21 protein-coding genes are annotated in these 24,500 nt (G+C 71.2%); 9 read left to right on the top strand and 12 right to left on the bottom strand.

Features of this window, described 5'->3' with window-relative positions:
* Positions 1–123 precede the first annotated feature (123 nt).
* The 4 genes from AC2D8W_RS13460 to AC2D8W_RS13445 are packed head-to-tail and all read left to right on the top strand — an operon-like array spanning position 124 to position 3,866.
* Positions 124–1,329, top strand: coding sequence for a glycosyltransferase (locus tag AC2D8W_RS13460; protein WP_484671954.1), 1,206 nt, complete (start codon positions 124–126; stop codon positions 1,327–1,329).
* A gap of 1 nt (position 1,330) precedes the next feature.
* The gene (locus AC2D8W_RS13455; RefSeq protein ID WP_484671953.1) at positions 1,331–1,831 is read left to right on the top strand and encodes a PepSY domain-containing protein; all 501 of its coding nucleotides are present in this window, start codon (positions 1,331–1,333) and stop codon (positions 1,829–1,831) included.
* Positions 1,832–1,839: 8 nt separating this feature from the next.
* Positions 1,840–2,514: a response regulator transcription factor gene (locus AC2D8W_RS13450; protein WP_293481510.1), complete on the top strand. Its 675-nt coding sequence runs from the start codon at positions 1,840–1,842 to the stop codon at positions 2,512–2,514.
* Complete coding sequence (locus AC2D8W_RS13445; protein WP_484671952.1) at positions 2,511–3,866, top strand: sensor histidine kinase; 1,356 nt, start codon at positions 2,511–2,513, stop codon at positions 3,864–3,866. Before AC2D8W_RS13450 ends, AC2D8W_RS13445 begins: the two co-directional genes overlap by 4 nt.
* A 19-nt stretch (positions 3,867–3,885) precedes the next feature.
* Here the strand turns inward: AC2D8W_RS13445 and AC2D8W_RS13440 are convergent, their stop codons facing one another.
* The 4 genes from AC2D8W_RS13440 to aroQ all read right to left on the bottom strand — a co-directional run bounded on the left by AC2D8W_RS13440 (position 3,886) and on the right by aroQ (position 6,974).
* Positions 3,886–4,545, bottom strand: coding sequence for an isochorismatase family protein (locus AC2D8W_RS13440; RefSeq protein ID WP_484671951.1), 660 nt, complete (start codon positions 4,543–4,545; stop codon positions 3,886–3,888).
* Positions 4,546–4,664: 119 nt separating this feature from the next.
* Complete coding sequence (gene accC / locus AC2D8W_RS13435; RefSeq protein ID WP_484671950.1) at positions 4,665–6,011, bottom strand: acetyl-CoA carboxylase biotin carboxylase subunit; 1,347 nt, start codon at positions 6,009–6,011, stop codon at positions 4,665–4,667.
* 4 nt (positions 6,012–6,015) lie between these two features.
* Positions 6,016–6,507, bottom strand: coding sequence for an acetyl-CoA carboxylase biotin carboxyl carrier protein (accB, locus tag AC2D8W_RS13430; RefSeq protein ID WP_293481506.1), 492 nt, complete (start codon positions 6,505–6,507; stop codon positions 6,016–6,018).
* Positions 6,508–6,536: 29 nt separating this feature from the next.
* Positions 6,537–6,974: a type II 3-dehydroquinate dehydratase gene (gene aroQ, locus AC2D8W_RS13425; RefSeq protein ID WP_293481505.1), complete on the bottom strand. Its 438-nt coding sequence runs from the start codon at positions 6,972–6,974 to the stop codon at positions 6,537–6,539.
* 212 nt (positions 6,975–7,186) lie between these two features.
* On the opposite strand from aroQ, the gene thiS reads away from it, so the two are divergent.
* A complete protein-coding gene (gene thiS / locus AC2D8W_RS13420) occupies positions 7,187–7,387 on the top strand; it encodes a sulfur carrier protein ThiS (protein WP_293481504.1) in 201 nt (66 codons plus the stop codon).
* A gap of 1 nt (position 7,388) precedes the next feature.
* On the top strand, positions 7,389–8,195 hold the full coding sequence (locus AC2D8W_RS13415; protein WP_484671949.1) for a thiazole synthase: 807 nt from the start codon (positions 7,389–7,391) through the stop codon (positions 8,193–8,195).
* 296 nt (positions 8,196–8,491) lie between these two features.
* On the opposite strand, the gene AC2D8W_RS13410 is transcribed toward AC2D8W_RS13415, so the two are convergent.
* From AC2D8W_RS13410 to AC2D8W_RS13385, 6 genes are all read right to left on the bottom strand, one after another.
* Complete coding sequence (locus AC2D8W_RS13410) at positions 8,492–8,884, bottom strand: GFA family protein (RefSeq protein ID WP_484671948.1); 393 nt, start codon at positions 8,882–8,884, stop codon at positions 8,492–8,494.
* Between the two features lie 167 nt (positions 8,885–9,051).
* Positions 9,052–10,455, bottom strand: coding sequence for an aldehyde dehydrogenase family protein (locus AC2D8W_RS13405; protein ID WP_293481501.1), 1,404 nt, complete (start codon positions 10,453–10,455; stop codon positions 9,052–9,054).
* A gap of 288 nt (positions 10,456–10,743) precedes the next feature.
* On the bottom strand, positions 10,744–12,234 hold the full coding sequence (locus AC2D8W_RS13400) for an NAD(P)/FAD-dependent oxidoreductase (protein WP_484671947.1): 1,491 nt from the start codon (positions 12,232–12,234) through the stop codon (positions 10,744–10,746).
* Between the two features lie 49 nt (positions 12,235–12,283).
* Positions 12,284–13,027, bottom strand: coding sequence for a DsbA family protein (locus AC2D8W_RS13395; protein ID WP_484671946.1), 744 nt, complete (start codon positions 13,025–13,027; stop codon positions 12,284–12,286).
* A gap of 31 nt (positions 13,028–13,058) precedes the next feature.
* On the bottom strand, positions 13,059–14,450 hold the full coding sequence (locus tag AC2D8W_RS13390) for a M48 family metalloprotease (protein WP_484671945.1): 1,392 nt from the start codon (positions 14,448–14,450) through the stop codon (positions 13,059–13,061).
* A gap of 152 nt (positions 14,451–14,602) precedes the next feature.
* Entirely contained in the window at positions 14,603–17,299 is a 2,697-nt protein-coding gene (locus tag AC2D8W_RS13385) for an Rne/Rng family ribonuclease (protein WP_484671944.1), read from the bottom strand.
* 453 nt (positions 17,300–17,752) lie between these two features.
* Between AC2D8W_RS13385 and AC2D8W_RS13380 the strand changes: the two genes are divergently transcribed.
* The 3 genes from AC2D8W_RS13380 to prfB all read left to right on the top strand — a co-directional run bounded on the left by AC2D8W_RS13380 (position 17,753) and on the right by prfB (position 22,662).
* Complete coding sequence (locus AC2D8W_RS13380; protein WP_293481496.1) at positions 17,753–18,940, top strand: N-acetylmuramoyl-L-alanine amidase family protein; 1,188 nt, start codon at positions 17,753–17,755, stop codon at positions 18,938–18,940.
* A gap of 84 nt (positions 18,941–19,024) precedes the next feature.
* Positions 19,025–21,478, top strand: a complete 2,454-nt coding sequence (locus tag AC2D8W_RS13375; protein ID WP_484671943.1) for a penicillin-binding protein 1A — start codon at positions 19,025–19,027, stop codon at positions 21,476–21,478.
* A 73-nt stretch (positions 21,479–21,551) separates the two neighbouring features.
* A protein-coding gene (gene prfB / locus AC2D8W_RS13370; RefSeq protein ID WP_293483682.1) for a peptide chain release factor 2 occupies positions 21,552–22,662 on the top strand; the annotation gives its coding sequence in 2 pieces (ribosomal slippage) (positions 21,552–21,620 and positions 21,622–22,662; 1,110 coding nt in all).
* Positions 22,663–22,832: 170 nt separating this feature from the next.
* Here prfB and AC2D8W_RS13365 read toward each other — a convergent pair.
* Positions 22,833–23,243 carry a bactofilin family protein gene (locus AC2D8W_RS13365; protein WP_293483680.1) on the bottom strand — a complete coding sequence of 137 codons (411 nt, stop codon included), beginning with the start codon at positions 23,241–23,243 and terminating at the stop codon, positions 22,833–22,835.
* Positions 23,224–24,378, bottom strand: coding sequence for a M23 family metallopeptidase (locus AC2D8W_RS13360; RefSeq protein WP_484671942.1), 1,155 nt, complete (start codon positions 24,376–24,378; stop codon positions 23,224–23,226). Before AC2D8W_RS13360 ends, AC2D8W_RS13365 begins: the two co-directional genes overlap by 20 nt.
* Between the last annotated feature and the right edge of the window lie 122 nt (positions 24,379–24,500).

Genomic DNA, 24,500 nt, shown 5'->3' with positions numbered 1-24,500 from the left:
CCCGAACGTCTAGCGCGCCGCGACGCCGCCGCAAGCGCGCTCGGGCGTCCGCCGCCGGGGAACATGGGCGAAAGCAAATGTTCCGGCGAGGCGGGTGTCATCGGCGATCGCCAAGCTGGACCCATGAGTTCAACGGGTCCGATCGTGCTGTTCCTTGGCCGCCTGGCCGGCGACGGCGTGGCGCGCAATGCGGTTCATCTGGCGAATGCGCTCGTCCAGCGAGGTCTTGCCGTCCAGGTCGTGTGCCTGCAGCCGGGCCCGCTCGCCGAGGACCTCCGCGGCGCCGGCCTGACCTGCCTCGGTTGGGCGCGCGGCCCTCGCGGGGTCGCCCTGGCGGCCGCGACCGGGGCGCTGCGCCGCGAGCTTCAGGCCCTGCGTCCGTCGGTCGTGGTGTCCATGGGCAACCACGGGCACCTGGCGGTGTGGGCGGCGCTCCGCGGCCTGCCCGACGTGCCGCGCATCTACAGGATCAGCAACGACCCCGCGCACGCCGGCGCCGACCCGTTGCGTCGCGCCGCGCGGGAGGCCGGCCTGCGGCTCGTGGCCGCCGATGCGACGCGGCTCGTCTGCGTCTCGGCCGCCCTGGCGCGCGGACCGGCCTTCCGACGGGCGCGCCGGGATCGTCGCATCGACGTCCTCAGCAACGGCGTCGACATCGAGGCGGTCCGGCGCCGGGCGACGGCCCCCGTCCGCGACCCCTGGGTCGACGACGGCCGGCCTTATGTCGTGGCGGTCGGCAGGCTTCATCCGCAGAAGAACTACCCACGCCTCCTGGACGCCCTGCGGCTGGCGCGCGAGAGCCGGCCCGAGTTCCGCCTCCTCGTGCTGGGGGGCGGCCCGGACAAGGCGCGTGCTGCGCTCGAGGCGCAGGCGCGCGGGGCGGGAGTGGCCGACGCCGTCCGGTTCGAGGGCGAGGTGGCCGACCCGTTCCCGCTGGTGGCGCGCGCTTCGGCCTATGTTCTGGCGTCGCGGTGGGAAGGCGCCTCGAACAGTCTGCTGGAGGCGCTCGCCTGCGGCGTTCCGGTGGTCGCGTCGCGCAGCGCGGGGGCTGCGCCGGACGTGCTGGGACACGGCCGCTTCGGCGTGCTCGTCGATCCCGACAGTCCGGCGGACCTCGCGCGCGGCCTCCTCGCCCAGACCGATCCGGCGACCCGCATCCTTCCCGGCGGGCGGGCAGGGGACTTCCCGCTGGACGCCAACCTGGCCCGGCTGTGCGCCGTGGTCGCCGGGGCGCGGCGGCTTCATGACGAAATTCAAACGCTTGTGGAAGGCCAGTCCCATGGGCCGGCGCTATCTGCAGTCATCCCCCAACGAAGTACGGAGTGCTGACGTGAACATTCGAAACACCTTCCTCGCCGCCGGCGCGCTCGCCGCGCTTGCCGTCCCCGCCATCGCCCAGGTGGTCCGGCCCAAGGTCTCGCTGTCCCAGGCCGTGGCGACGGCCGAGAGCCAGTTGGGCGCGCGCGCCTACGACGCCGAGTTCGACGTGGACCTGGGCGACATGGTCTACGAGGTCAGCCTGGTGAAGAACGGCAAGCCCATCGAGGCGCTCGTCGATGCGAACACCGGCCAGCTGATCCGGCAATCGAAGTCCCTGCGCGCGCGCCTGCCGCTGGTCGGCGAACACCTGAAGGCCGCGCAGACCGCGCCGCGCTCGCTCGCCGAGACCATCGCGCGGGTCGAGGAAGCCACCAAGGGCCGGGTGGCCGAGATCGGGCTGGAGCGCCGGGGCGGGCGGCACTACTACGAGATCGAGCTGGTGGGCGCAGAGGACCGCGAGGTGCTGGTCGACCTTCGGACCGGCGCCATCACGCCCCTGATCGGAGACTGACCGCTCTCATGCACGTGCTGGTCGTGGAGGATGACGAACGGGTCGCAGGCCATGTGGTGAAGGGCCTGAAGGGCGAAGGCTGGCTGGTCGACCACGTGGCCGACGGCCGCAAGGCGCTCTTCCAGGTGGCCGCCGAGACCTACGACGTCATCGTCCTCGACCGCATGCTGCCCAACGTCGACGGCCTGAAGATCCTGCAGACCATGCGGGCGTCGGGAGACAGCACCCCCGTGCTGATCCTCTCGGCGCTCGGCGACGTGGACAACCGGGTGAAGGGGCTGCGGGCGGGCGGCGACGACTACCTGTCCAAGCCCTTCGCCATCTCCGAACTCGTGGCGCGCGTCGAAGCCCTGGGCCGGCGCAAGGGGGCGGCGGTCCAGGAGACCACCGAGCTCGCGCTGGCCGACCTGCACATGAACCTGCTGACCCGGACGGTCACGCGGCGCGGCCACCCCATCGACCTGACCACCCGGGAGTTCGCCCTGCTGGAGCACCTGCTGCGCAACGCCGGCCGCGTGGTGAGCCGATCGATGCTGCTGGAGGCCGTCTGGGACTACAACTTCGACCCGCAGACCAACATCATCGACCAGCACGTGAGCCGGCTGCGGGCGAAGATCGACAAGGACTTCGATCCGCCTCTGCTGCAGACCGTCCGCGGCATGGGCTACAGCCTGCGGACATGAACCTGCGGTCCGCGCTGCGCAGCCTGACCCTCAGGCTGACCCTGGTCTACATGGCGCTGTTCAGCGGCTCGTTCGGCGTGATGCTGGGGGCGACCTACGTGGCCGGGGTGTGGCGGCCGCTGACGCAGGTCGAGGCGGCGATCCGGCGCGACAGCGACCGGCTCGTGGCGGTCTACACGACGGACGGCCGCGACGCCCTCATCCGCGCCCTGGAGCGCCGCGTGGCGACCGCCAGCGGGCGGCTTCCCTATCACGTACTGGTGTCGCCGAGCGGCGCCGTGGTGGCCGCGAACCTGCAGGACTGGCCCGAGGTCCGCGGCCAGGAGTGGGTCCGCTACGAGTTCGGCACCTACGCCACGGGCGCGGAGGAGGAGCACGAGGCCGTCGCGCGCGACGTGATCCTGCCGGGCGGCTACCGCCTCCTGGTCGGCCTCGACACCGAGGACCTGGACGAGCGCGAGGACCTGCTGTTCGAGGGGCTGTCCTGGGGCGCCGGCATGAGCGTCGTCCTGGGCCTGCTCGGCGGGCTGATCATGACCTACGCCGTGTCGCGCCGCCTGGAGCGGATCAACCGCGCGGCGCGGGCCGTGATCGCCGGGGATCTCTCGGGCCGCGTCGAGTTGCACGGCAGCGACGACGACTTCGACCAGCTTTCGGCGACCCTCAATGTGATGCTGGCGCGGATCGAGGGCCTCGTCGCCTCGATCAGCCGGGTGTCGGACAACATCGCCCACGAACTGCGGACGCCGCTCACGCGCCTGCGCGCCGAGCTGGAGGAGCTGTCGGCCACCGACGATCCCGCCGAGGTGCGCGCCCGCGCCGTCGGCGCGCTGGACGAGGCCGCGCGGCTGCAGTCGATGTTCGAGGCGCTGCTCCGCATCGCGCGCCTGCAGAGCGGCCCGCGCGACGCCGGTTCGGCCGTCGACCTGTCGCCGCTGCTCGAAGACGCCCTCGAACTGCATGCGCCGGCTGCGGAGGAGAAGGGCCAGGCGCTCGCCATCGACGTCCCGCCCGGGCTCGCCCTCCAGGGCGACCGCGACCTGGTGTTCCAGATGGTCAGCAACCTGCTCGACAATGCGATCAAGTTCACGCCTGCCGGCGGGGCGATCCGTCTGTCGGCCCGGCGGGACGCGGGCGCGGTGGAGATCGAGGTCGCCGACAACGGCCCGGGCGTGCCGGCCGAGGAGCGGTCGCGCGTGCTGGAGCGGTTCTACCGCGGCGGCGGACGCGACACGCCGGGGTTCGGCCTGGGCCTCAGCCTCGTGGCGGCGGCGGCCGACCGGCAGGGCGCTACCGTGCGCCTGGAGGATGCGGCGCCGGGCCTGCGGGTGGTGATGCGCTTCCCGGGCTGAGCAGGCGCCGGCGCCCGGTTTAGCCGGCGGCGATGAGCGCCAGGACGTCGGCGGTCGGGCGGACATCCCCGAAGCTGCGGTAGACCGTGGTGAGGCTGGCGTTGTGCATCTCGTCGCGGACGGTGGCGTTGGCGTCGGCGACCATGATCACGCGGTAGCCCAGCGTCCGCGCGTCGCGCACCGTCGCCTCGCAGCAGACGTTGGTGACCGTGCCGGTCACGATCACGGTGCGCACGCCGCGCCCGGCGAGGATGTCGGGCAGCGTGCAGCGGCCGGGGAAGAAGGCGCTGGCCGCCGATTTCTCGACGAACACATCGCCGGGCTCGTGCCGCAGGCCCGCGGCCAGGCGCGAAGGCAGGGGCCCGGAGCTGCCCGAGGTGCGGTAGGTCTCCGCGACCTGCGGCCCGAAGAACTCCTTCGAGACGGCCGGGAAGGGATCGTCCGACGACGGCAGGACCCAGGCGACCACGCCGCCGGCCTGACGCAGCGCGTGCGCCAGGGCGTTGATCTGCGGGACGACGCCGGCGCAGTAGGGGTTCTCCAGGACGAAGAACGGCACCATGTCCACGACGACGAGCGCGGTCGTGGCCGGCGACAGCCGCTCGAACGCGTGCCGGTGGCCCCGGCGCGCCATCTGCCGTTCGTACTCCCGCTCGGGGATCCGCCAGTCATGCAGCATGGGCGCAGTCCAGCGATTCGCCGGCGCGCCGTCGAGCCCTCAAGTCCGCGCTCGACACCTGGGTCCCGGCCTTCGGCGGGACGATCGGACGCGATCGAGGCGCTGAACCGGAACGCGCCTTAGCCGGCCTGGCTCGCCATCCAGCGTTCCAGCCAGTGGATGTTGTAGTCGCCCTTCTGGATGTCGGGCTGCGCCAGCAGGTCCTGGAACAGGGGGATGTTGGTGTCGATGCCGGCCACCACGGTTTCGGCCAGGCAGCGGTTCAGGCGCGCGATGCACTCGGCCCGGTCGCGGCCGTGGACGATGAGCTTGCCCACGAGGCTGTCGTAGTAGGGCGGGATCGAATAGCCGGCGTAGAGCGCGCTATCCATCCGCACGCCCAGGCCGCCGGGGGCGTGGTAGTCGGTGACGAGGCCGGGCGAGGGCGCGAAGGTCTTGGGATTCTCGGCGTTCACGCGGCACTCGATGGCGTGGCCCTCGAAGACCACGTCCGACTGCTTGAAGCTGAGCGGAAGGCCGGCCGCGATGCGGATCTGCTCGCGCACCAGGTCGATGCCGGTGATGGCCTCGGTGACCGGATGTTCCACCTGCAGGCGCGTGTTCATCTCGATGAAGAAGAACTCGCCGTTCTCGTACAGGAACTCGATGGTGCCGACGCCGAGGTAGCCGATGGCCTTGACGGCATCGACCACCACCTTGCCGATCCTGGCGCGGGCCTCGGCGTCGATTGCCGGGGAGGGGGCCTCTTCCAGCACCTTCTGGTGCCGGCGCTGCAGCGAGCAGTCGCGTTCGCCCAGGTGGCAGACGTTGCCGAAGCTGTCGGCGATGACCTGCAGCTCGATGTGCCGCGGGGTCTGCAGGTAGCGCTCCATGTAGACCGCGTCGTCGCCGAACGCGGCCTTGGCCTCGGCGCGGGCGGTCTGCACCGCCTCGACCAGGTCGGCCTCGGTCCTGGCCACCTTCATGCCGCGCCCGCCGCCGCCGGCCGCGGCCTTGATGAGGACGGGGAACCCGATCTCCTTGGCCGCGGCGATGGCCTCCTCCTCGGTGCTCACCGCCCCGTCCGAACCGGGCACCACCGGGATGCCGGCGGCCTTCACCGCCTGCTTGGCGGTGATCTTGTCGCCCATCATGCGGATGTGCTCGGGCTTCGGGCCGATGAAGGTGAAGCCGTGGGCGTTCACGATCTCGGCGAAGCGGGCGTTCTCGGAGAGGAAGCCGTAGCCCGGGTGCACCGCCTGGGCGCCGGTGATCTCGCACGCCGCGATGATCGCCGGGATGTGCAGGTAGCTCTTGGCGGCGGGCGGCGGGCCGATGCAGACGCTCTCGTCGGCGAGGCGCACCCACATGGCGCTGGAGTCGGCCTCGGAGTGCACCGCGACGGTGGCGATGCCCATCTCCTTGCACGCGCGGTGGACCCGCAGGGCGATCTCGCCCCGGTTGGCGATCAGGATCTTGTCGAACATCGGGCTACTCGATGATCGCGAGCGGCTCGCCGAATTCGACGGGTTGGGCGTCCTCGACCAGGATCTCCACGATCCGGCCGGCGCGCGAGGCGGGGATCGGGTTCATCGTCTTCATGGCCTCGACGATGAACAGGGTCTGGCCCGCTTCGACGGTGTCGCCCACCTTCACGAAGGGCGGGGAGCCGGGGTTCGGCTGCAGGTAGATGGTGCCGACCATCGGCGACTTCACCTCATCGCCGGCGGCGCGCGCGGGCGCGGCGGGGGCCGCAGCGGGCGCGGCCGGCGCGGCGGCGGCCGGAGCCGCGGCGACGGCGACCGGCGCGGGGGGCGCCACATGATGCACGGCGGCGGCCGTGGCCTGCTTGGCGACGCGGATCTTCAGCGCGCCCTGTTCGACCTCGATCTCCGTCAGCCCGGTCTCGGTCAGGATGTCGGCCAGCTTGCGCACCAGGCGTGCGTCGAACGGATCGGCGGGCGCCTTGGAAGAGGTCGGCATGGGTTCGGCCCTTGTGTGGTCAGGTCTGTCTAGCGGGCCAGGCCCGCGGCGGCCTCGACGGCCAGTTCGTAGCTTGCGGCCCCGAAGCCGGAGACGACCCCGGTGGCGGCCAGCGACACGTAAGTCTCGCGCCGGAACGCCTCGCGGGCGGCCGGGTTGGAGAGGTGGCACTCGACGACGGGGATCGCCAGCATCTTCAGCGCATCCAGGATGGCGATGGAAGTGTGCCCGTAGGCGGCCGGGTTCAAGACCAGGGCGCTCGCGTTCGTGCGCGCCTCCTGGATCCAGTCGACCAGTTCGCCCTCGTGATTGGACTGGCGGAACACGACCTCGAAGCCCTTGGCCTTCGCACGCGCCTCGCAGAGGGCCCGCACGTCGTCCAGGGTGTGATGACCGTAAATCTCCGGCTCGCGGGTCCCGAGGAGATTGAGGTTCGGGCCGCTCAGCACATAGATCGGTTTCGGCATTGAGCTCCGCCGTCGATTCCGGCGGCCTTTTAGCCGTCCAGGGCTTCACTCACAAGGACGGCGCCGCGGGCGGCCAGACACCAAGAGCACAAAGGTCTCCAAGCAGATACCGGGTCGCGCGGCGAACCTTGGTGTGCTTGGTGCACTTGGTGGTTGAACGGCGCCTGCGGCGGAGGCTTGTCTTCGGCGGTCGGGAGTCCCACAACCCGCTGATGCAACTGACGGTCAATGGCGAGGTCCGCAGCTTCGAGGGCGTGGCCGACGTGGCCGGCCTCGTCGCCGCGCTGGGCCTGAACACGAAGAAGGTCGCGGTCGAGCGGAACCTGGAGATCGTGCCGCGGTCGGTCTATGCCAGCACCCCGCTCGCCGACGGCGACCGGATCGAGATCGTGGCTTTCATCGGAGGCGGCTGACGTGGACGGCGCGACGCAGACCCCCAATTCCTCGCTGGGCGACGACACCTGGACCGTCGCCGGCCGCACGTTCCGCTCGCGACTGATCGTGGGGACCGGCAAGTACAGGGACTACGGCCAGAACGCCGCCGCGGCGAAGGCCGCGGGCGCCGAGATCGTCACGGTGGCGCTGCGCCGCGTGAACCTCAGCGACACCGGCGCGCCGATGCTCAGCGACTACGTGAAGGAGGACGAGTTCACGTACCTGCCGAACACCGCCGGGTGCTACACGGGCGAGGAGGCGGTGCGCCTGCTGCGCCTGGCCCGCGAGGCCGGCGGCTGGGACCTGGTGAAGCTGGAGGTGCTGTCGCAGACGCCGCACCTGCTGCCCGACATGGAAGAGACCCTGCGGGCGCTGAAGCTGCTGATCGCCGACGGGTTCGAGGTGATGGTCTACTGCTCGGACGACCCGGTGTACGCGAAGAAGCTGGAGGACGCGGGGGCGGCGGCCATCATGCCCGCGGCGGCGCCGATCGGCTCCGGTCGCGGCATCCAGAACACGCTGAACCTGGGCCTGATCATCGAGCAGACGAAGGTGCCGGTGCTGGTGGACGCCGGGGTGGGCACGGCCTCGGACGCGGTGCTGGCCATGGAGCTGGGCTGCGACGCGATCCTGATGAACACCGCCATCGCCGAGGCGAAGGACCCGATCCGCATGGCCACGGCGATGCGGCACGCCGTGATCGCCGGCCGCGAAGCCTACCTGGCGGGCCGCATGGGCAAGCGCATGTACGCCGACCCGTCGTCGCCGCTGAGCGGGCTGATCTGAGGGACAGGCGCGCCGTAGCTTCGAGCGCTGCGCCCGGGATGACGGGGGGGATGGACCGACCCGTTGCTGGCCTCTTACCTCCCCCGCGAAGCGGCGGGAGGGGGACCGCTCGCCGAGGCGCAGCCGAAGAGCGAGTGGTGGAGGGGGCGAGCGGCCGGCATTGCAGAACGATCGGCCTTGTTGAGCTCGGCGGATGAGGTTCGCCCCCTCCACCCCCCGCTCTCCGGCCGGCTCGCGCCGGCCTCGGCGGGCGGTCCCCCTCCCGCCGTCGCTGCCGCGACGGGGGAGGTAACGCGTCAGCCCGGATACCTCTCGAAGGCGGGGAGGTCGTGGGCGGTGGCCATCCAGGGGAGGCGCTCCGCCACCTGGATCTGTGCGGAGGGCTGCAGCGCGCCGGGGTCGTCCAGGGTGGCGGTCTGGACGTCGACGAGGCCGGGGAAGATCTCGTCGTTCGTGTAGAACAGGCCCGTGCCGCAGGTGGGGCAGAAGTGGCGGCGGCCGTGCTGGGACGAGGCGTAGACGTGGGGCGCGCCGCGGATGGTGATCTGGTCGGCCGGCACCATCCCCCAGGCCACCATGGGCGCGCCGGCCGAGCGGCGGCAGTCGGTGCAGTGGCAGAGGGCGTGGTGGATCGTCTGCTCGGCCATCTCGTAGGTGATGGCCCCGCAGTGGCAACGTCCGGTGAGCATCGGCGGGTCTCCCTCATGTCTGCCGCGACACTAGGGCGGGGCTGCTGACAACGGTGTGGCGGCAGCAAGGGGCGGCCTTGCGGCCGCTTCGGCGCTTGCGGCTTGCCCTTCCCACCGCGCCCTCTGCGGGGCGCGGTCCCCCCTTCCCGCGAGTGGGAAGGGAAGGGTCAGCGGGCCATGTTGAGGACCTGGACCTGGGTGAATTCCTTCAGGCCTTCCTCGCCCAGTTCGGAGCCGACGCCGGAGAACTTGGCGCCGCCGAAGGGGAGGTGGGGCTGCAGGTCGGCGTGCTTGTTCACCCACACCGAGCCGGATTCCATCTCCTCGGCCAGGCTCCAGGCCTTCTCGGTGTCCTTGGCCCAGATCGAGCCGCCCAGGCCGTAGATCGAGGCGTTGGCGCGGCGGATGGCCTCGGCCGGGTCGGAGTACTTGATCACCGGCATCACCGGGCCGAACTGCTCCTCGTCGACCAGCTTGGTCCCGTCGGTGATGTCGCGCACCACGGTGGGCTGGATGAAGTAGCCCTTGTCGCCCTTGCGGCCGCCGCCGGCGATGACCTTACCGTCCTTCTTGGCGCTCTCGATGAAGCCCATGACCTTTTCGAACTGCTGCTTGTTCTGCAGCGGGCCCATCTGGACGCCCTGCTCGAGGCCGTCGCCGACCACCATCTCGTTGGCGAGGCGGGCGAACTCGTCGCACATGGCGTCGTACATGCTCTCGTGGACGTAGATCCGCTTGGCGGCGATGCAGACCTGGCCGGCGTTCTGCATGGCCGCGCCGAACACCTTGGGCGCGGTCTCCTTGGGGTCCACGTCGTCCAGCACGATCAGGGCGTCGTTGCCGCCCAGTTCCAGCGACACGCGCTTCAGCGCGTCGGCGGCGCTGGCCATGACCTTCTTGCCGGTCTCGGTGGAGCCGGTGAAGCTGATCTTGCGGATGTCGGGGTGCTTGGTCATCTCGCCGCCGAGGTCGTTGGCGTCGGCGATGATGTTCACGACGCCCGCGGGCACGATGTCCCGGATCAGCTCGCCCAGCTTGAGCGCGGTCAGCGGCGTGGTCGGCGCGGGCTTCAGGACGACCGTGTTCCCGGCCAGCAGGGCCGCGGGGACCTTGAAGGCCATCAGGATCATCGGGAAGTTCCAGGGCACGATGCAGCCCACCACGCCCAGCGGCTTGCGGCGGATCTCCACCCGGCCCGACGCGTCGTCCTGCACCACCTTGGCGTCCAGGTTCAGGCTCGCGAAGTAGCGGAAGAAGGCCGAGGCGCCGAACACCTCGCCCATGGCGTCCTGCAGCGGCTTGCCCTGTTCCTGGGTGAGCAGGCGGGCGAGCTCGGCGATGTTGCCCTGGATGGCGTCGGCGATCTTCACCAGTACGGCGCGCCGCTCGTCGATGGAGGTCTTGCTCCAGGCGGGGAAGGCGGCCTTGGCCGCGGCGACGGCCTGGTCCAGCTGGGCCTTGGACGCGCGCGGGCAGGTGGCCACCGGCTCCTCGGTGGCGGGGTTCAGGACGTTCATCGTGGCGTCGCCGTCGACCAGCTTGCCGCCGATGAGAAGCTTGTAGTCCGACATAGGGATCCTCCCGGGAATTCTTCGGGGGGAACGCAACGCCCTTTACGTCGCGGTGGTCAAGCGCCGCGCCGTCCTGTCCGTCGGATTCGGGCCTCAGCCAGGCGCCAGGGTCCGCACTCAATTCGCGACCGGGGACTGCAACAGCCTCCGATCGTCCCGGCGAATGCCGGGACCCAGATCCCGGTGCGGGGTCGTGATGGGAAGGGCTCCGAGCCTGCGGAACCGGCTTCCGAGCCCGTCCATCTGGATCCCGGCCTTCGCCGGGATGGCCGGATGTTGATCAGGGGGCTAGGCGGCCTGTCGGACGCGCTGCTCGTCGGCGTGCGGGTCGAGGCCCAGCGCCTCGAACATGGGCCGGCGGTCCGGGCCGGGCTTGGGCGGATAGAGGGCCGCGTTCTTCGCCTTGCCCCGCGCCCAGACGCGCAGGACCTTGGCGAGGTTCGCCGGCCGCTTGAGCCAGGCCTGCGGGTGCTCCAGCATGTGGAAGCCCTTCATGAAGGCCCGCATCAGCTCGATGTCCTGGCGCAGGGCGATGGCGACGCCGTCCTCCATGAAGCTCTTCACGAGCCGGCCGCGCAGCGACGGCCGGGCCTCGGGCAGGAGCGCCGCCCGCGCCCGCTTGATGGCGCCGCGATCCGCCTGGCGCATCACGTCGTAGTAGGGGCGCAGCTCGCGCTCGACGCCGGCGCGGTAGTGCAGCAGGCGCGCCGCCGGATCGGCGCTGGAATCCAGCGCGTCGCGCAGCAGGTGGCCGCTCACCGCGGCGAACGAGCAGCCGCGCCCGTAGAGAGGGTTGGTGCGGACCACGCTGTCGCCCACCGGGAAGAAGCCCAGCGCGGCGGGCCGGCCCTCGGGGGCCACGTCGCGCCAGCGGCTCTCGAGCTGGCCCATGCCGAAGACCTTGCTGGTGGCCGCCGCCCGGTCGGGGTCGATCCAGGGCGCGAGGCCGGGCATCTGGCGGCAGACGGCGTCGAACACCTCGGGGTCGACGATCGCCTTGCGCATCTCCTCCTCGACCTCGGGGGTGCACAGGGTGATCGAGAAGCAACCGTTGTCGCCCGGGAAGACACCGAACTTGAGGTAGCCCAGGTCGCCCGTCGCCGAGTTCCGGGTCCGCGGCGGCTCGCTCTGGCCCTCCAGCAGGCGGTAGTGGCGCGTGAAGTAGATGACGCCGCAGGGCTCGGAGCTCTCGGGGATCGACGCGCCCGCCGCGGCTACTTGCTCGTAGGCCTGGCTGTTGCGCCCGCTGGCGTCCACGACCACGTCGCCGTGCAGTTCGCCGCCGTCCTCGAGGCGCACGCCGGTCACGCGGGGCGGCGAGCCGGGCTCGACGATGAGGTCCTTCACGAAGGTCTGCGGCCGCATGGTCACGCCCGCCAGGCCCTCGGTGTAGCGGCGCATGACCAGCTCCAGCGTCGTGCGCCGGCTGGTGAGGATCGCGAGATCGCGGTCGATGGGCGCGGGGACGTAGCCCGGCTTCAGGTTTTCCGGCAGGCCGCCCTCGAACCCGAGTTCCCGCACGCCGGCCGCCATCAGCGCGTCCAGCAGGGCAGGGTGGCGGTCGCGGACGAGCGTCCGCAGCCGGGCGAGGAACGCGTGGCTGTGGCGGAGATGGCCGACGCCGCGGCGCTGCCAGTCCTGGAAGGCCTCGTCGGCGCCCCCGGGCGGCGGCGGCGGGTCGCGGTCGAGCACGATGACCTCGCGCTGCGGGCCGGCCAGCGCCATCGCCGTCCACAATCCCGCCATCCCGGCCCCGATGACCAGTACGCGTTCGCTCATGAATGTCCTCGCTGTGACGCCCTGGGCGCAGTCTAGCAGAGGTTGAGCTTTACGTCGGGGCCGCCGCCGGCGGCCGCTTCATGCCCTCGTTCCTGATGCGCGCCAGCGCCGCGCGGACCGAGTCCATGTCGGCCCCGGGGATCACGTAGTCGCCGATGATGAAGGCCGGGGTGCCCGTGAGCCCGAGGCCGCCGGCCAGCGCACGGACATCCTGCAGCTGCTGGTCGATGGCCGGATCGCGTGCGGCCTGGCGGACGGTCGCGGGATCGAGGCCGGCGTCGCGCAGGTGCTGGTCCAGCGAGGCCTCGCTGAGGCTCTTATCGGCCATCAGCGCCTGGTGCAGCGGCAGGCCCTTCGCCTTGGCCTGCGGCGTCAGCGCCACCCGCGCCGCGCTCTGGGAGACCTCGCCGAAGATGGGGAACTCTTTGAAGACGAACCGGACGTCGGGGTTCTCGCGGATCAGCTTCGCGACCTCGGGGGCCACCACCTTGCAGTAGCCGCAGCGGTAGTCGAAGAACTCGACCACCGTCACCGCGCCCCGCGGGTTGATCACCAGGTCCCGAGGGTCGTTCTCGAGCTGGCTGCGATAGCGGGCGAGGGTCGGGGCCGCCGCCTTGGCCGCCTCCTTCAGGCGCAGCTGGGTCACCGCTTCCTGGATCACCTCGGGGTTCTCGAGCAGGTAGGCGCGCACCTTGGCGCCGAACTCCGGGTCGGCCGCGGGCTGGGCGGGCTTGCAGGCCGCGAGTCCGAGCGAGGCCGCGGCCAGGGCGGCGAGGGGAAAGAAGCGCTTCATGGGGTTCCAGATAGGAAGACGGCGGTGAGCCTCAACGCGTCCGGCCGCCGACGGAGCCTTCGCGGGCCAGCTCGCGGAGGTCCTCGCGGGTCGGTTCGGCCACCAGGACGATGTCGGTCGCGCGGCGCCACTCGGGCGTGCCGCGGGTCAGCATCTCGCGGGCGCGCATGGCGAAGACGCGGGCCTGCCGCTTGTCGCCGATGTTGTAGTTGAACTCCGCGGTCGCGAGGCGGGCGAGGCCGTCCTCGCCGGTCTTGTCGTAGGCCTCGGCCAGCAGGCGCCAGGCGACGGCGTTGTCCTCTTCCTGGGTGAGCGCGCGCTTCAGCTCGGTGATGCCCTCCTGCACCTTCTTCTTGTCGTCGAGGGCGATCAGGGTCTGGCCCAGATTGATGCGCAGGAGCGGCGCGTCGGGCTTCAGTTCGACCGAGCGGCGCTGCGGCGCCTCGGCCTCGGGCGTGCGGCCGAACTCGAACAGGATCTGGCCCTTGAGCTCCCACAGGTACGGGTTCTCGGGCTGGTCCGCGAGCAGGGCGTCCACCAGCTTGATCGCCCGGTCGGGCTCCTTCAGCTGATAGTAGGCGATCGCGCGGGCGTACCGCGACGGATAGTCGGCGGCCTTCTCCTCGTACTTGGTGATCGCCACCTGCGGATTGAGGAAGCCGTCCAGCTTGGCCTTCATGATGGCGTGCTCGGCCATCGCCTCCGAGCTGTCGGTCTTGCCGTAGTTGGGCTGGCCCTCGACCCGGCGGCGCAGGGCCTCGATGCGGTCCGACGAGATCGGGTGGCTGCGGAAGTAGCCGAATCGGCGCGCCTCGTCGAAGACCTCCTGATAGCGGAAGTTGTCGAAGAACTCGGCCAGGCCCTTGCCCGAGAGGCCGGCCTTGTCCAGCAGGGTGGCGCCCGCCTGGTCCGCGCGGCTCTCCTGCTCGCGGCTGTAGCCCAGGGCGCCCAGGGTGCCGAAGTAGCTCGCGCTGGAGGCCAGGCCCGCCGCCGCGTCGGGCGCGCCCGCGATGGCCGCCAGCACGCCCAGGCCCATGGTCAGCAGGAAGGGCCGCATGCCCGCCTTGCTGAAGTCGCCCGACCGGGCGGAGTGGCCGGCGGCGAGGTGGCCCACCTCGTGGGCGATGACGCCCTGCAGCTCGTTGGGGGTGTCCGATTCGAGGATCAGGCCGGTGTTGAAGCCCATGACGCGGGGGCCGGCGAAGGCGTTCAGGTCCTTCGAACCGACCAGGATGATCTCGACGTTCCTGGGCTCGATGCCGGCGGCGCGGAGGATCGGCTCGGAGTTCCGGGCCAGGATCTCCTCGATCTCGGTGTCGCGGATGAACGACTGGGCGGCCGCCTGGCCGGCGCTCAGCGCCACGCTCGCGGCGACGGCGAGCCCCAGCGCGACGCGGGAAACAGAGCGGAATGGGGAGACCATGCTCTTCACTCTCTCGAAGCCCATCGGTCCCCCATGACCAGGGCGGATGCTAGAGCGGGCCCGGCGAAAGTGGAATCCACTTTCTACGCGAGCGGCGCGCCATCGCGGAGATGACGCGCCTTCGCGGCGGGAAGATGTCGCTCCGGGCGCGGTCAGCCGCGCCGCCACCAGCCCTTCCGAGGCGCCGGCGCCGGTCCCGAGATCTCGTTGGGATCCGGCTGGCGCGGCGCAGGCGCGGCTTCGGCGGCCGGCGCTGCCTCCGCCACGACCGCGGGTTCGGCGGCGGGCGGCTCGACAGCGGCCGGTTCCGCGACGGCGACGACCTCGGGTTCGGGCGCGGCCGCCGCCTTGCGGCTGCGGGTGCGCTTCGGCTTGGCCGGGGGCGCGTCCTCCTGGGCGACGACGGGCGCCGGCTCAGGTTCAGGCGCAGGCTCAGGCGCAGGCTCGGCCTCGACCGCGACGGGCGCAGCCTCGGTGGCGGCCTCGGTGGACGGGGCGTCGCCGTTCCGGCCGCGGCCGCGGCCCCGGGCCCGCCGCGAACGCTTCGGCTTCTCCTCGGCCTCGGGCAGCTCGACCCAGATGTCGTCCTCGCCGTCGTGCGACACGGACGCCGGGGCGGGGGCCGAAGCCTCGGCCGCGACGGGGGCCGGCGCGGGGGCCGCGGGGGCGGCCTGGCCGGCGGCGAGCTTCAGGTCCTCGGCCGGGTCATACCAGACGAACGGATCGTCGCCGTAGGGCACCCAGGGGCGAACCCACGAGAAGACGTCGGTCGGACGGAAGTCGTCGCGCATCCGGCGACCGCCGCGGCGGCCTCGGCGGCGGCGGCGGCTGTCGCGGTCCTCGTCGCTCTCGCGCGGGGGCCGCGCCTCGCGTTCGGCCACGGGCTCGCGCTCGGGGCGGTCGGGCCGTTCGTCGCGTCCACGTCCGCGGCGGCGGCGGCGGCGGCCCCGGCGGCCGCCGTCCTCTTCGTCGTCGCGACGCGGGCGCTCCTCGCGGGCGCGGCGGGCCTGCGGCTCGCCGTCGTCCGCCCCGGCCTCGTCCTCGTCGTCGGCGTCCTCGTCGACCTCGTCCTCATCCTCGTCCTCGAAGGCCTCGTCGTCGAACGCCTCCTCCTCGGCCGACGGGACATAGGCCTGGATCGGCGCCGCCAGGGGCGGGGCGTGGTCGGGCCGGGTCTCCATGGCGGTGCGCTCGATGACGTGATCGGCGTGCGCCATCTCGTCCTCGATCACCACGGTGACGAACAGGCTGAACGCCTGGTGCAGCCGCGCCAGGTGCGCGCGCTTCTCGTTCAGGATGTAGAGGCCGACGGCGCGGGGCACGCGCAGGGTGGCTTCGCCGCCGCCCTTGAGCGCCTCGATCTCGAGGGCCCGGAGCGAGGCCAGCGCGCTGGACTCCACCGAGCGCACGCGCCCGGTGCCGCCGCAGTGCTCGCAGAGGTGCGTGGTGCCTTCCAGGACCCCCGTGCGGCGGCGCTGGCGGCTGATCTCCATCAGGCCGAACGGGCTGATCTTGCCCATCTGGACCCGCGCGCGGTCGTCCTTGAGGCAGTCCTTGAGCTTCTTCTCGACCGCGCGGTTGTTCTTCGACTCATCCATGTCGATGAAGTCGATGACGATCAGGCCGGCGAGGTCGCGCAGGCGAAGCTGGCGCGCCGCCTCCTCGGCGGCCTCCATGTTGGTCTTCAGCGCCGTGGCCTCGATGTTCCGCTCGCGCGTGGAGCGGCCGGAGTTCACGTCGATGGCGACCAGCGCCTCGGTCTGGTTGATCACCAGGTAGCCGCCCGAGCGGAGCGGAACGACCGGCGAGTAGATCTGGCTGAGGTGGTCCTCGACCCGGTGCTTGACGAACAGCGGCGTGGGCTCGCGGTAGGCCTGCACCTTCTTGGCCTGGCTGGGCATCAGCATGCGCATGAAGTCGCGCGCTTCCTTGTAGCCTGCCTCGCCCTCGACCCAGACCTCGTCGATGTCCTTGTCGTAGAGGTCGCGGATCGTGCGCTTCACGAGGTCTTCCTCCTCGTAGATCAGCGCCGGGGCGATCGAGTGCAGGGTGGTCTCGCGGATGTTCTCCCAGAGCCGCAGCAGGTAGTCGTAGTCGCGCTTGATCTCGGCCTTGGTGCGCTTGGCGCCGGCCGTGCGCACGATCAGGCCCATGCCGTTCGGCACGTCCAGGCTCTGCACGACGCTCTTCAGGCGCTTGCGGTCGGTGGCGGTCGTGATCTTGCGGCTGATCCCGCCGCCGCGGGCGGTGTTCGGCATCAGGACGCCGTAGCGCCCGGCCAGCGAGAGGTAGGTGGTCAGCGCGGCGCCCTTGTTGCCGCGCTCTTCCTTGACGACCTGAACCAGCATGATCTGCCGGCGGCGGATCACTTCCTGGATCTTGTAGCGGCGCATCAGCCGGCGCTTCCGGCGCGCCAGCTCCTCCTCCATGACGTCGTCTTCGTCCTCGTCGGTCGCCATGTAGTCCGGATCGTCGTCCGGCCGCTCGGCGTCGGCGTCGGACTCGGCCGAATCGGCGGCGGCGCGGCGGCGGCCCCGGGCGGGACGCTCGTCCTCCTCCTGCTCCTCGGCCTCCTCGCGCAGCAGCGCTTCACGGTCGGCGACCGGGATCTGGTAGTAGTCGGGGTGGATCTCGTTGAAGGCCAGGAAGCCGTGGCGGTTGCCGCCGTACTCCACGAAGGCCGCCTGCAGCGACGGTTCGACCCGCGTCACCTTGGCGAGGTAGATGTTCCCTCGTAGCTGCTTGCGGTTCTGGCTCTCGAAATCGAACTCTTCAACGCGGTTCCCGTCGACGACCACCACGCGGGTCTCTTCCGCGTGGGCTGCGTCGATCAACATCGTCTTGGGCATCAGTCTCTCCGCGGCGCGCCACGAGGTTCGAGCGCTGCCGGCATATGGGACGAGCGCGCGCGCGGCCGGCGACGACGGCGTTGACGCCGTCTGCGGAGGCCTTGGGGCCAGAAGTGGCTCGAGCTGCGCAGCTCATCGGGTGTGTTCCTAGGCGCGTCCGGATGGGCGCGGATCGGATCGGAGCGTCGTCGCCGAAGGTACGGTCGAAGCCGACGCTGGGTGGTTTTGTCGCGTGGCGTTCGGGCCCGGAACGGGCGCTCCGACGTCGCGCGGGCGGACATTGCAACATGGGGGCTGAAAAGGAAAGCCGCGCCGTCAAGCTGCCCGACCGGCGGCAACACCTGGTTAACCCTTTGTCCACGAGGCCCGCCGCTATATGGGCAATCGGTTCGTATCGTGCGAATCTTCGTCGTTTCGGGGCGTGATCGAGTGCTGCGGCGGCTGACAGGGGCTTTGGGACGGAACCGGGGGCGCGCGGCGGCCCTGGGCGCAGCCCTGGCGCTCGGCCTCGCCGCGGTCGCCGTGGGCCATGCGGCCACCGAACAGGTCGACCTCCTCAAGGTCCGGATGGGCGGCGACGCGAGCGAGACGCGCCTCGTCATCGAACTGGACGGCGCCGCCAGCGCCCGGGTCGTGTCGGACGGCTCCGCCGACCGCCGCGTCGTGGTCATGCTGCCGGGCGTCACGGCCGCGCAGCTTCAGCAGGGCGCCGGACGGGGCGTGGTCCGGGCCTGGACCATCGACCAGGTCCAGGGCGGCGCACGCCTGCAGATGGATCTCGCCGGGGACGGCAAGCTGAAGCGGCGCTTCCTGCTGCCGCCGGCCGACGGCGTCGTGAACTATCGCTATGTGATCGACGTCGCCGCCGCGCCGGGCGCGGTGATGGCGAGCGCGCCGATCGTCAAGCCCATGAACCCGCAGCTGCGGTCGCAATTCCTGCCGGTCCGCAAGCCCGCGCTGCCGCTGAAGAAGGTGGTGGTGATCGACGCTGGGCACGGCGGCAAGGATTCGGGCGCGCGCGGCGCCCTGGGCTACGAGAAGGACATCAACCTCGCCGCGGCGCTGACGCTCTCCGAGCAGCTGAACCGCACGGGTCGCTACAAGGTGGTGCTCACGCGCTCGCGGGACGTCTACATCCCGTTGGAGGACCGCGTGCGCGTCGCCCAGCGCGCCGGCGCGGACCTGTTCATCTCGCTGCATTCCGATTCCGGGCCCGAGCCCGACCTCAAGGGCGCGTCGGTCTACACGCTGTCGGACAAGGCCTCCGCGCGGGCGACGAAGTTCGTCAGCGCCAACGACTGGTTCATGAAGGCCAGCCTGACCGGCGACCAGGGGGTGCGCGACATCCTGTTCGACCTGACCCAGCGCGCCACGCGGAACCGCTCGGCGGTGTTCGCCCAGACCCTGGTGGCCAACATCGAGGGCAGGGCGCCGATGCTGCGCCGCAGCCACCGGGACGCGGGCTTCATGGTGCTCCTGGCGCCGGACGTGCCGGCGGTGCTGCTCGAGATGGGCTTCGTCTCCAACCCCGAGGACGAGGCCCGGCTGCGCGATCCGGCCCAGCGCGCGCGGCTCATGAGCGCCGTCACCCGGGCCATCGACAGCCACTTCGGCGAACAGGTCCGGCTCGCGTCGCGCTGACGCACCGGCCCGTCCCGGACGTTGGCGCCCGGGGCGACACAGGATAGACGACGGGCTCTAGTTGCGCGCCGGAGCCGCCCCGAGTTGACCGCCCCCGAAACCCCGGAAACGGCGCTGCCGCCCCGTCCGCAGGTCCCGCGGTGGGTCGCGCTGCTGGGCGTCGGGGCCCTGAGCTTCATCGCCCTGGCGGCCCTCAGCGTCGGCGTCTATTCGGCCTGGCTGTTCCACGACATGCCCGACGCGGGCGAGCTGGTGGACTACCACCCGCCGACCGCCACGCGGGCCTACGCCTGGGACGGCACCCTGATCGGCGAGTTCTCGCGCGAGCGCCGCATCTTCGTACCCTACGAGGCGATCCCGAAGCAGACCGCCCAGGCGTTCCTGGCCGCCGAGGACCACGGCTTCTTCCAGCACGGCGGCGTCGACGTGGGCGGCTTCGCCCGCGCGCAGATGAAGAACGTGGTGAACCTGGCCCAGGGGCGTCGCCTGGAGGGTGGTTCGACCATCACCCAGCAGGTGGCCAAGAACATCCTGCTGTCCAACGAGCAGACGATCGGCCGCAAGCTGAAGGAGGCGATCCTCGCGTCGCAGCTGGAGCAGACGCTCTCCAAGGAGCGGATCCTCGAGCTCTACATGAACGAGATCTGGCTCGGGTATCGCTCGTACGGCGTCGGCGCCGCCGCCTACAACTACTTCGGCAAGTCGCTGTCGGAGCTGACCCTGGCCGAGAGCGCCTATCTGGCCGCGCTTCCCAAGGGGCCCGACAACTACCATCCGATGCGCCGCAAGCAGCAGGCGATCGCGCGGCGCAACTGGGTGATCGACCAGATGGCTGACCTGGGCTGGGTGAGCCGGGCCGAGGCCAACGCGGCCATGGCCCAGGATCTCGTGGTCCAGCCGGCGCCCACGCGCTCGCAGTACCGGGACGCCGACTACTTCGTGGAGGAGGTGCGGCGGATCGCGCTCTCCATGGAGGAGCTGGGCGACGAGCGCCTGAACGCGGGCGGCTACTACATGCGCACCACGCTCGACCCCCGCCTCCAGAGCGCGGCCAAGACCGCGCTGATGAACGGGCTCGAGACCTACGACCGCCGTCACGGCTGGCGCGGCGCGTTCGGCAACGTGACCACGCTCGAGGGCTGGGAAGACGTGGCGCGCAAGACCGTGCGGCCCCGCGAGCACACGACCTGGCGGCGCGCGGTGGTGCTCAGCGTCTCGGGCGGGACGGTGAGGGTGCGCAACATCGACGGCGTCGAAGGGACCCTGGCCGGGCAGGACGTGGCGTGGGCCCGGGCGGGCAAGGGTATCGGAACGGGCGACCTGATCTTCGTGGCCCCGAACGAGGGCGGCTCGGGCTTCCGGCTGAAGCAGATCCCGGCCGCCAACGGCGCCCTGGTCGCCATGGAGCCCTACTCGGGCCGGGTGCTCGCCATGGTGGGCGGCTATTCGTTCTCGCTGTCGAAGTTCAATCGCGCCACCCAGGCGCTTCGCCAGCCGGGCTCGTCGTTCAAGCCGATCGTCTACGCCGCGGCCCTGGAGGCCGGCTACACGCCCGCCTCGACGGTCCTGGACGCCCCGATCACCCTGCGCGGCTACGGCGGCAAGGACTGGAGCCCGGAGAACTACCACCGCGACTTTCTGGGCGCGCTGACCCTGCGCAAGGGGATCGAGCTGTCGCGCAACACCATGACCGTGCGCCTGGCCCAGGGCGTGGGCATGGACCGCATCTCGTCGCTCGCCGAGCGCATGGGGGTGACGAAGAAGATGGACAAGGTGCTGGCCATGGCCCTCGGGTCGGGCGAGACCACCGTCTTCCGCATGGCGGCCGCGTATTCGACGTTCGTCAACGGCGGCAAGCTGGTCCAGCCGCACCTGATCGAGGTCGTGGCCGACCGCAACGGCAAGGTGATCTGGAAGGCCGACCGCCGCGACTGCAGCCGCTGCGACGCCGGCTTCTCGGGCGGCGAGAGCCCGCGGATCCCGCGGGCGGGCGACCAGGTGATCGATCCGGTGACCGCCTATCAGGTGACGTCGTTCATGGAGGGGGTCGTCCAGCGGGGCACCGCCACCCAGGCCTCCTCGATCGGCAAGCCGCTGGGCGGCAAGACCGGCACGACCAACGACTACCGGTCGGCATGGTTCATGGGCTTCTCGCCGGACCTCGTCGTCGGCGTCTACATCGGCTTCGACGACAACCGCAGCCTCGGCAACAACGAGACCGGATCTGTGGCCGCCGTGCCGATCTTCACCGAGTTCATGACCGAGGCGCTGAAGGACAAGCCGGCCAAGCCGTTCAAGGCCCCGGCCAACGCCAAGTTCGCCATGATCCGCGGCGTCCGCGAGGCCTTCCGGCCGGGGACCGAGCCGGCCGCCTCGACAGCCACCCTCGGCGCGGCGGGCGTCCCCTCGGGGCCGCAGCCCTACAACAAGGTGTGGCAGGAGGGCTTGACCGGCGCGCCCAACGCCGGCGCCGCCGTCGCCCCGGCGCCCCCGCCGCCCGCGCCCAAGAAGAAGGACGACCTCTCCGACCTGTTCTGACCGGACCGCGCGCCTTGCCCGGCGCGCCAACGCAGGCTAGAGCCCGCGGCTCTGGTTTTTGGGAGTTCTCTCCATGAGAGCGGATGTCGAGGCCGCCAAGGCCGACATCGAGCAGTCGATCGAACTGCTCAGGAGGCGTCTTTGACTGGGATGTCGCGCTTCGCAAACTCGATGAACTGAACGCACGGGTCGAGGACCCGACCCTCTGGGACAACCCGGCCGAGGCGCAGGCCGTGAGCCGCGACCGCTCGCGGCTGGCCGCGTCGGTCGGCGCGGTGCAGTCGCTGCAGAGCGACCTCGAGGACGCGCTGGGCTACGCCGAACTGGCCGACGAGGAAGGCGACGAGGCCAGCCTCGAGGAGGCGCGCGCGCAGTTGAAGGAGATCAAGGAGCGGGCCGCCCGGGCCGAGCTCGAGGCGCTGCTGTCGGGCGAGGCGGACGGCAACGACGCGTTCGTGGAAATCAACTCCGGCGCCGGGGGCACCGAGTCCAACGACTGGGCCGGCATGCTGCTGCGCATGTACACCCGCTGGGCGCACGCCCACGGGATGGAAGTGGAGTTCCTCGAGGAGACGTCGGGCGAGCAGGCGGGGATCAAGTCGGTGACCCTGCAGGTGAAGGGCACGAACGCCTACGGCTGGCTGAAGACGGAGGGCGGCGTCCACCGCCTGGTGCGGATCTCACCGTTCGATGCGGCGGCCAAGCGCCATACCTCGTTCGCGTCGGTCTGGGTCTATCCGGTGGTGGACGACACCATCGAGATCGAGATCAACCCCGCGGACGTGCGCACCGACACCTACCGCGCCTCGGGCGCCGGCGGGCAGCACGTGAACAAGACGGACTCGGCGGTGCGCCTGACGCACATCCCCACGGGCATCGTGGTGGCCTGCCAGAACCAGCGTTCGCAGCACCAGAACCGCGACCAGGCCTGGAAGATGCTGAAGGCGCGCCTCTACGAGGCCGAGCTGGAGAAGCGCGAGGCGGCGCAGCAGGCGCTCGAGGACCAGAAGACCGACATCGGCTGGGGCCACCAGATCCGCAGCTACGTCCTGCAGCCGTACCAGATGGTGAAGGACCTGCGCACCGAGGTGGAGACCAGCGACACCCAGGGCGTCCTCGACGGCGACCTCGACCAGTTCATGGGCGCCGCCCTGGCCCAGCGCGTCGGCGCGACGCGGGAGTAGGACCTTCCCGCTTCATCGGGAGGGGGGAAGGGGAAGTGGCCGACGCGGCCGATCGACCGGACCGGACTGATTTCACAGGGTGTGGCTTGCCCTCTCCACCGCTCGCTCTTCGCTGCGCTCGGCGAGCGGTCCCCCTCTCCCGCTTGGCGGGAGAGGAGGGGAAGGGGAGGCTACTCGGCGGCGACGACGCTGAGGGCCGGGGCTTCCTCGGCGGGCGGCACGAGCGCCAGGCTGCGGCCCTCGAAGTGCGCGCCGGCCTCGACGGCAAGCTCGGTGTGGCTGATGTCGCCGTCCACGCGGGCCGTGGCCCACAGCTTCACGCGGCGCGCGCAGATGACGCCGGTGACGCGCCCCCGGATCTCGACGGCGTCGGCATGGATCGCGCCGGTGACGCTGCCCGGCTCGCCGATCGTCAGCAGGCCGACGCGCAGGTCGCCCTCCAGGGCGCCGTCGAGGTGGAGGTCGCCCCGGGTTTCCAGGTTTCCGACGATGCGGACGCCCTCGGCGATCAGCGACGCCGGCTCGGGCTTGCGCGCCGCGGGGAGGTCGGGTGCGGCGTCCCTAGTGCTCTTGCTGAACATATTGCCCCGCCTTCAGGAACCGGCTGGGGTTCTGGGCCCGGCCGTTGACCCACACTTCATAGTGAAGGTGCGTTCCTGTCGAGCGTCCCGTGGATCCCATGGCGGCGATCCGCTGGCCGACGCCCACGCGCTGGCCAGGGCGAACCGAGAAGCCGGACAGGTGGGCGTAGCGGGTCTTCAGGCCGCGGCCGTGGTCGATCTCCACCACGTTGCCGTAGCCGGACCGCTGGCCGGTGAAGGACACGACCCCGGGGCCCGTCGCGAAGATCGGCTGCGCATGGCCGCCGTTGAAATCGAGGCCCGAGTGATAGGCCGGCCGGCGGGTGAAGGGATCGAGCCGCACGCCGAAGCCGCTGGTCTGGCCGCCGGACGCGGTCGGTCGTCCGATCGGCAGGTCCTGGGCCGCGTTGGCGAGCTGCTTGGATTCGTTGAGGTCGCGCGCCGCCCGCTGGATGCGCACGGCGAAATCCTCGTCGACGTCCAGGACGGCCGCCAGGGCGCGCGGGTCCTTGGAATCGATCAGCGGACCGCCCAGCGAGCCGCTGCGGTCGGTGAAGCTGGACGGCGAGAGGCCGGCCATCCGGAAGGCGAGGCGCAGCCGGTCGGCGCGGCCCTTGGCGAAGCTGTCGGCGGCCTCGAGCAGCTGCTCCTGGCCGATGCGCACCATCTCCACGCGGCGCACGGGGCTCGCGTCCTGGGCGGCGAGCGCGCGGTTGATCGCCGGCGTCAGCGCCTCGGCCGCGCCGGGCGCGCCCTTGATGTCGGTGAGCAGCATGGCGAGCGCCGCGTGGCGCTTCTCGATCTCCGCCGCCAGGTCGGCGCTGGAGCCCGACGCGGCGTTCAGGCGCGCCATGGCGCTGTCGAGCCGGGCCTGGCGATCCGCCACGTAGCGTTCGGACTGCGCCTTGAGCTGGGCGATCTCGCGATCCGCGGCCGAGGCCGAGAGCAGGTTGACCAGCATGGCGGCCGTGCTCACGCCCATCCAGAGGGCGCCGCCCGCGACGCCGGCGGCGATGAGCATCTGCTTGCGGGTGGTGAGGACGAAGGCCTTCATGGCCCCGCCGGACCGCACATAAAGGTGCCGTTCCGGAAACAGCTCGACGAGCGCGCGCTTGAGCTTCGCCAGACGTTCCATGCGTTCTGCTAGAAGTCCCCGACCCCGAACCCGCGCGATATGCGATGACTTTTCCGCGACAGGCAACCCGCTTCGGGCCCGCTTTGGGCGCAAAGCGTCAAGATGCCGCCAGGTTGACATCG

This window comes from Phenylobacterium sp. T106 (assembly GCF_057219735.1).
Note: the sequence above shows the minus strand (reverse complement) of the source record. Positions and strands in the feature narration are given on the sequence as shown.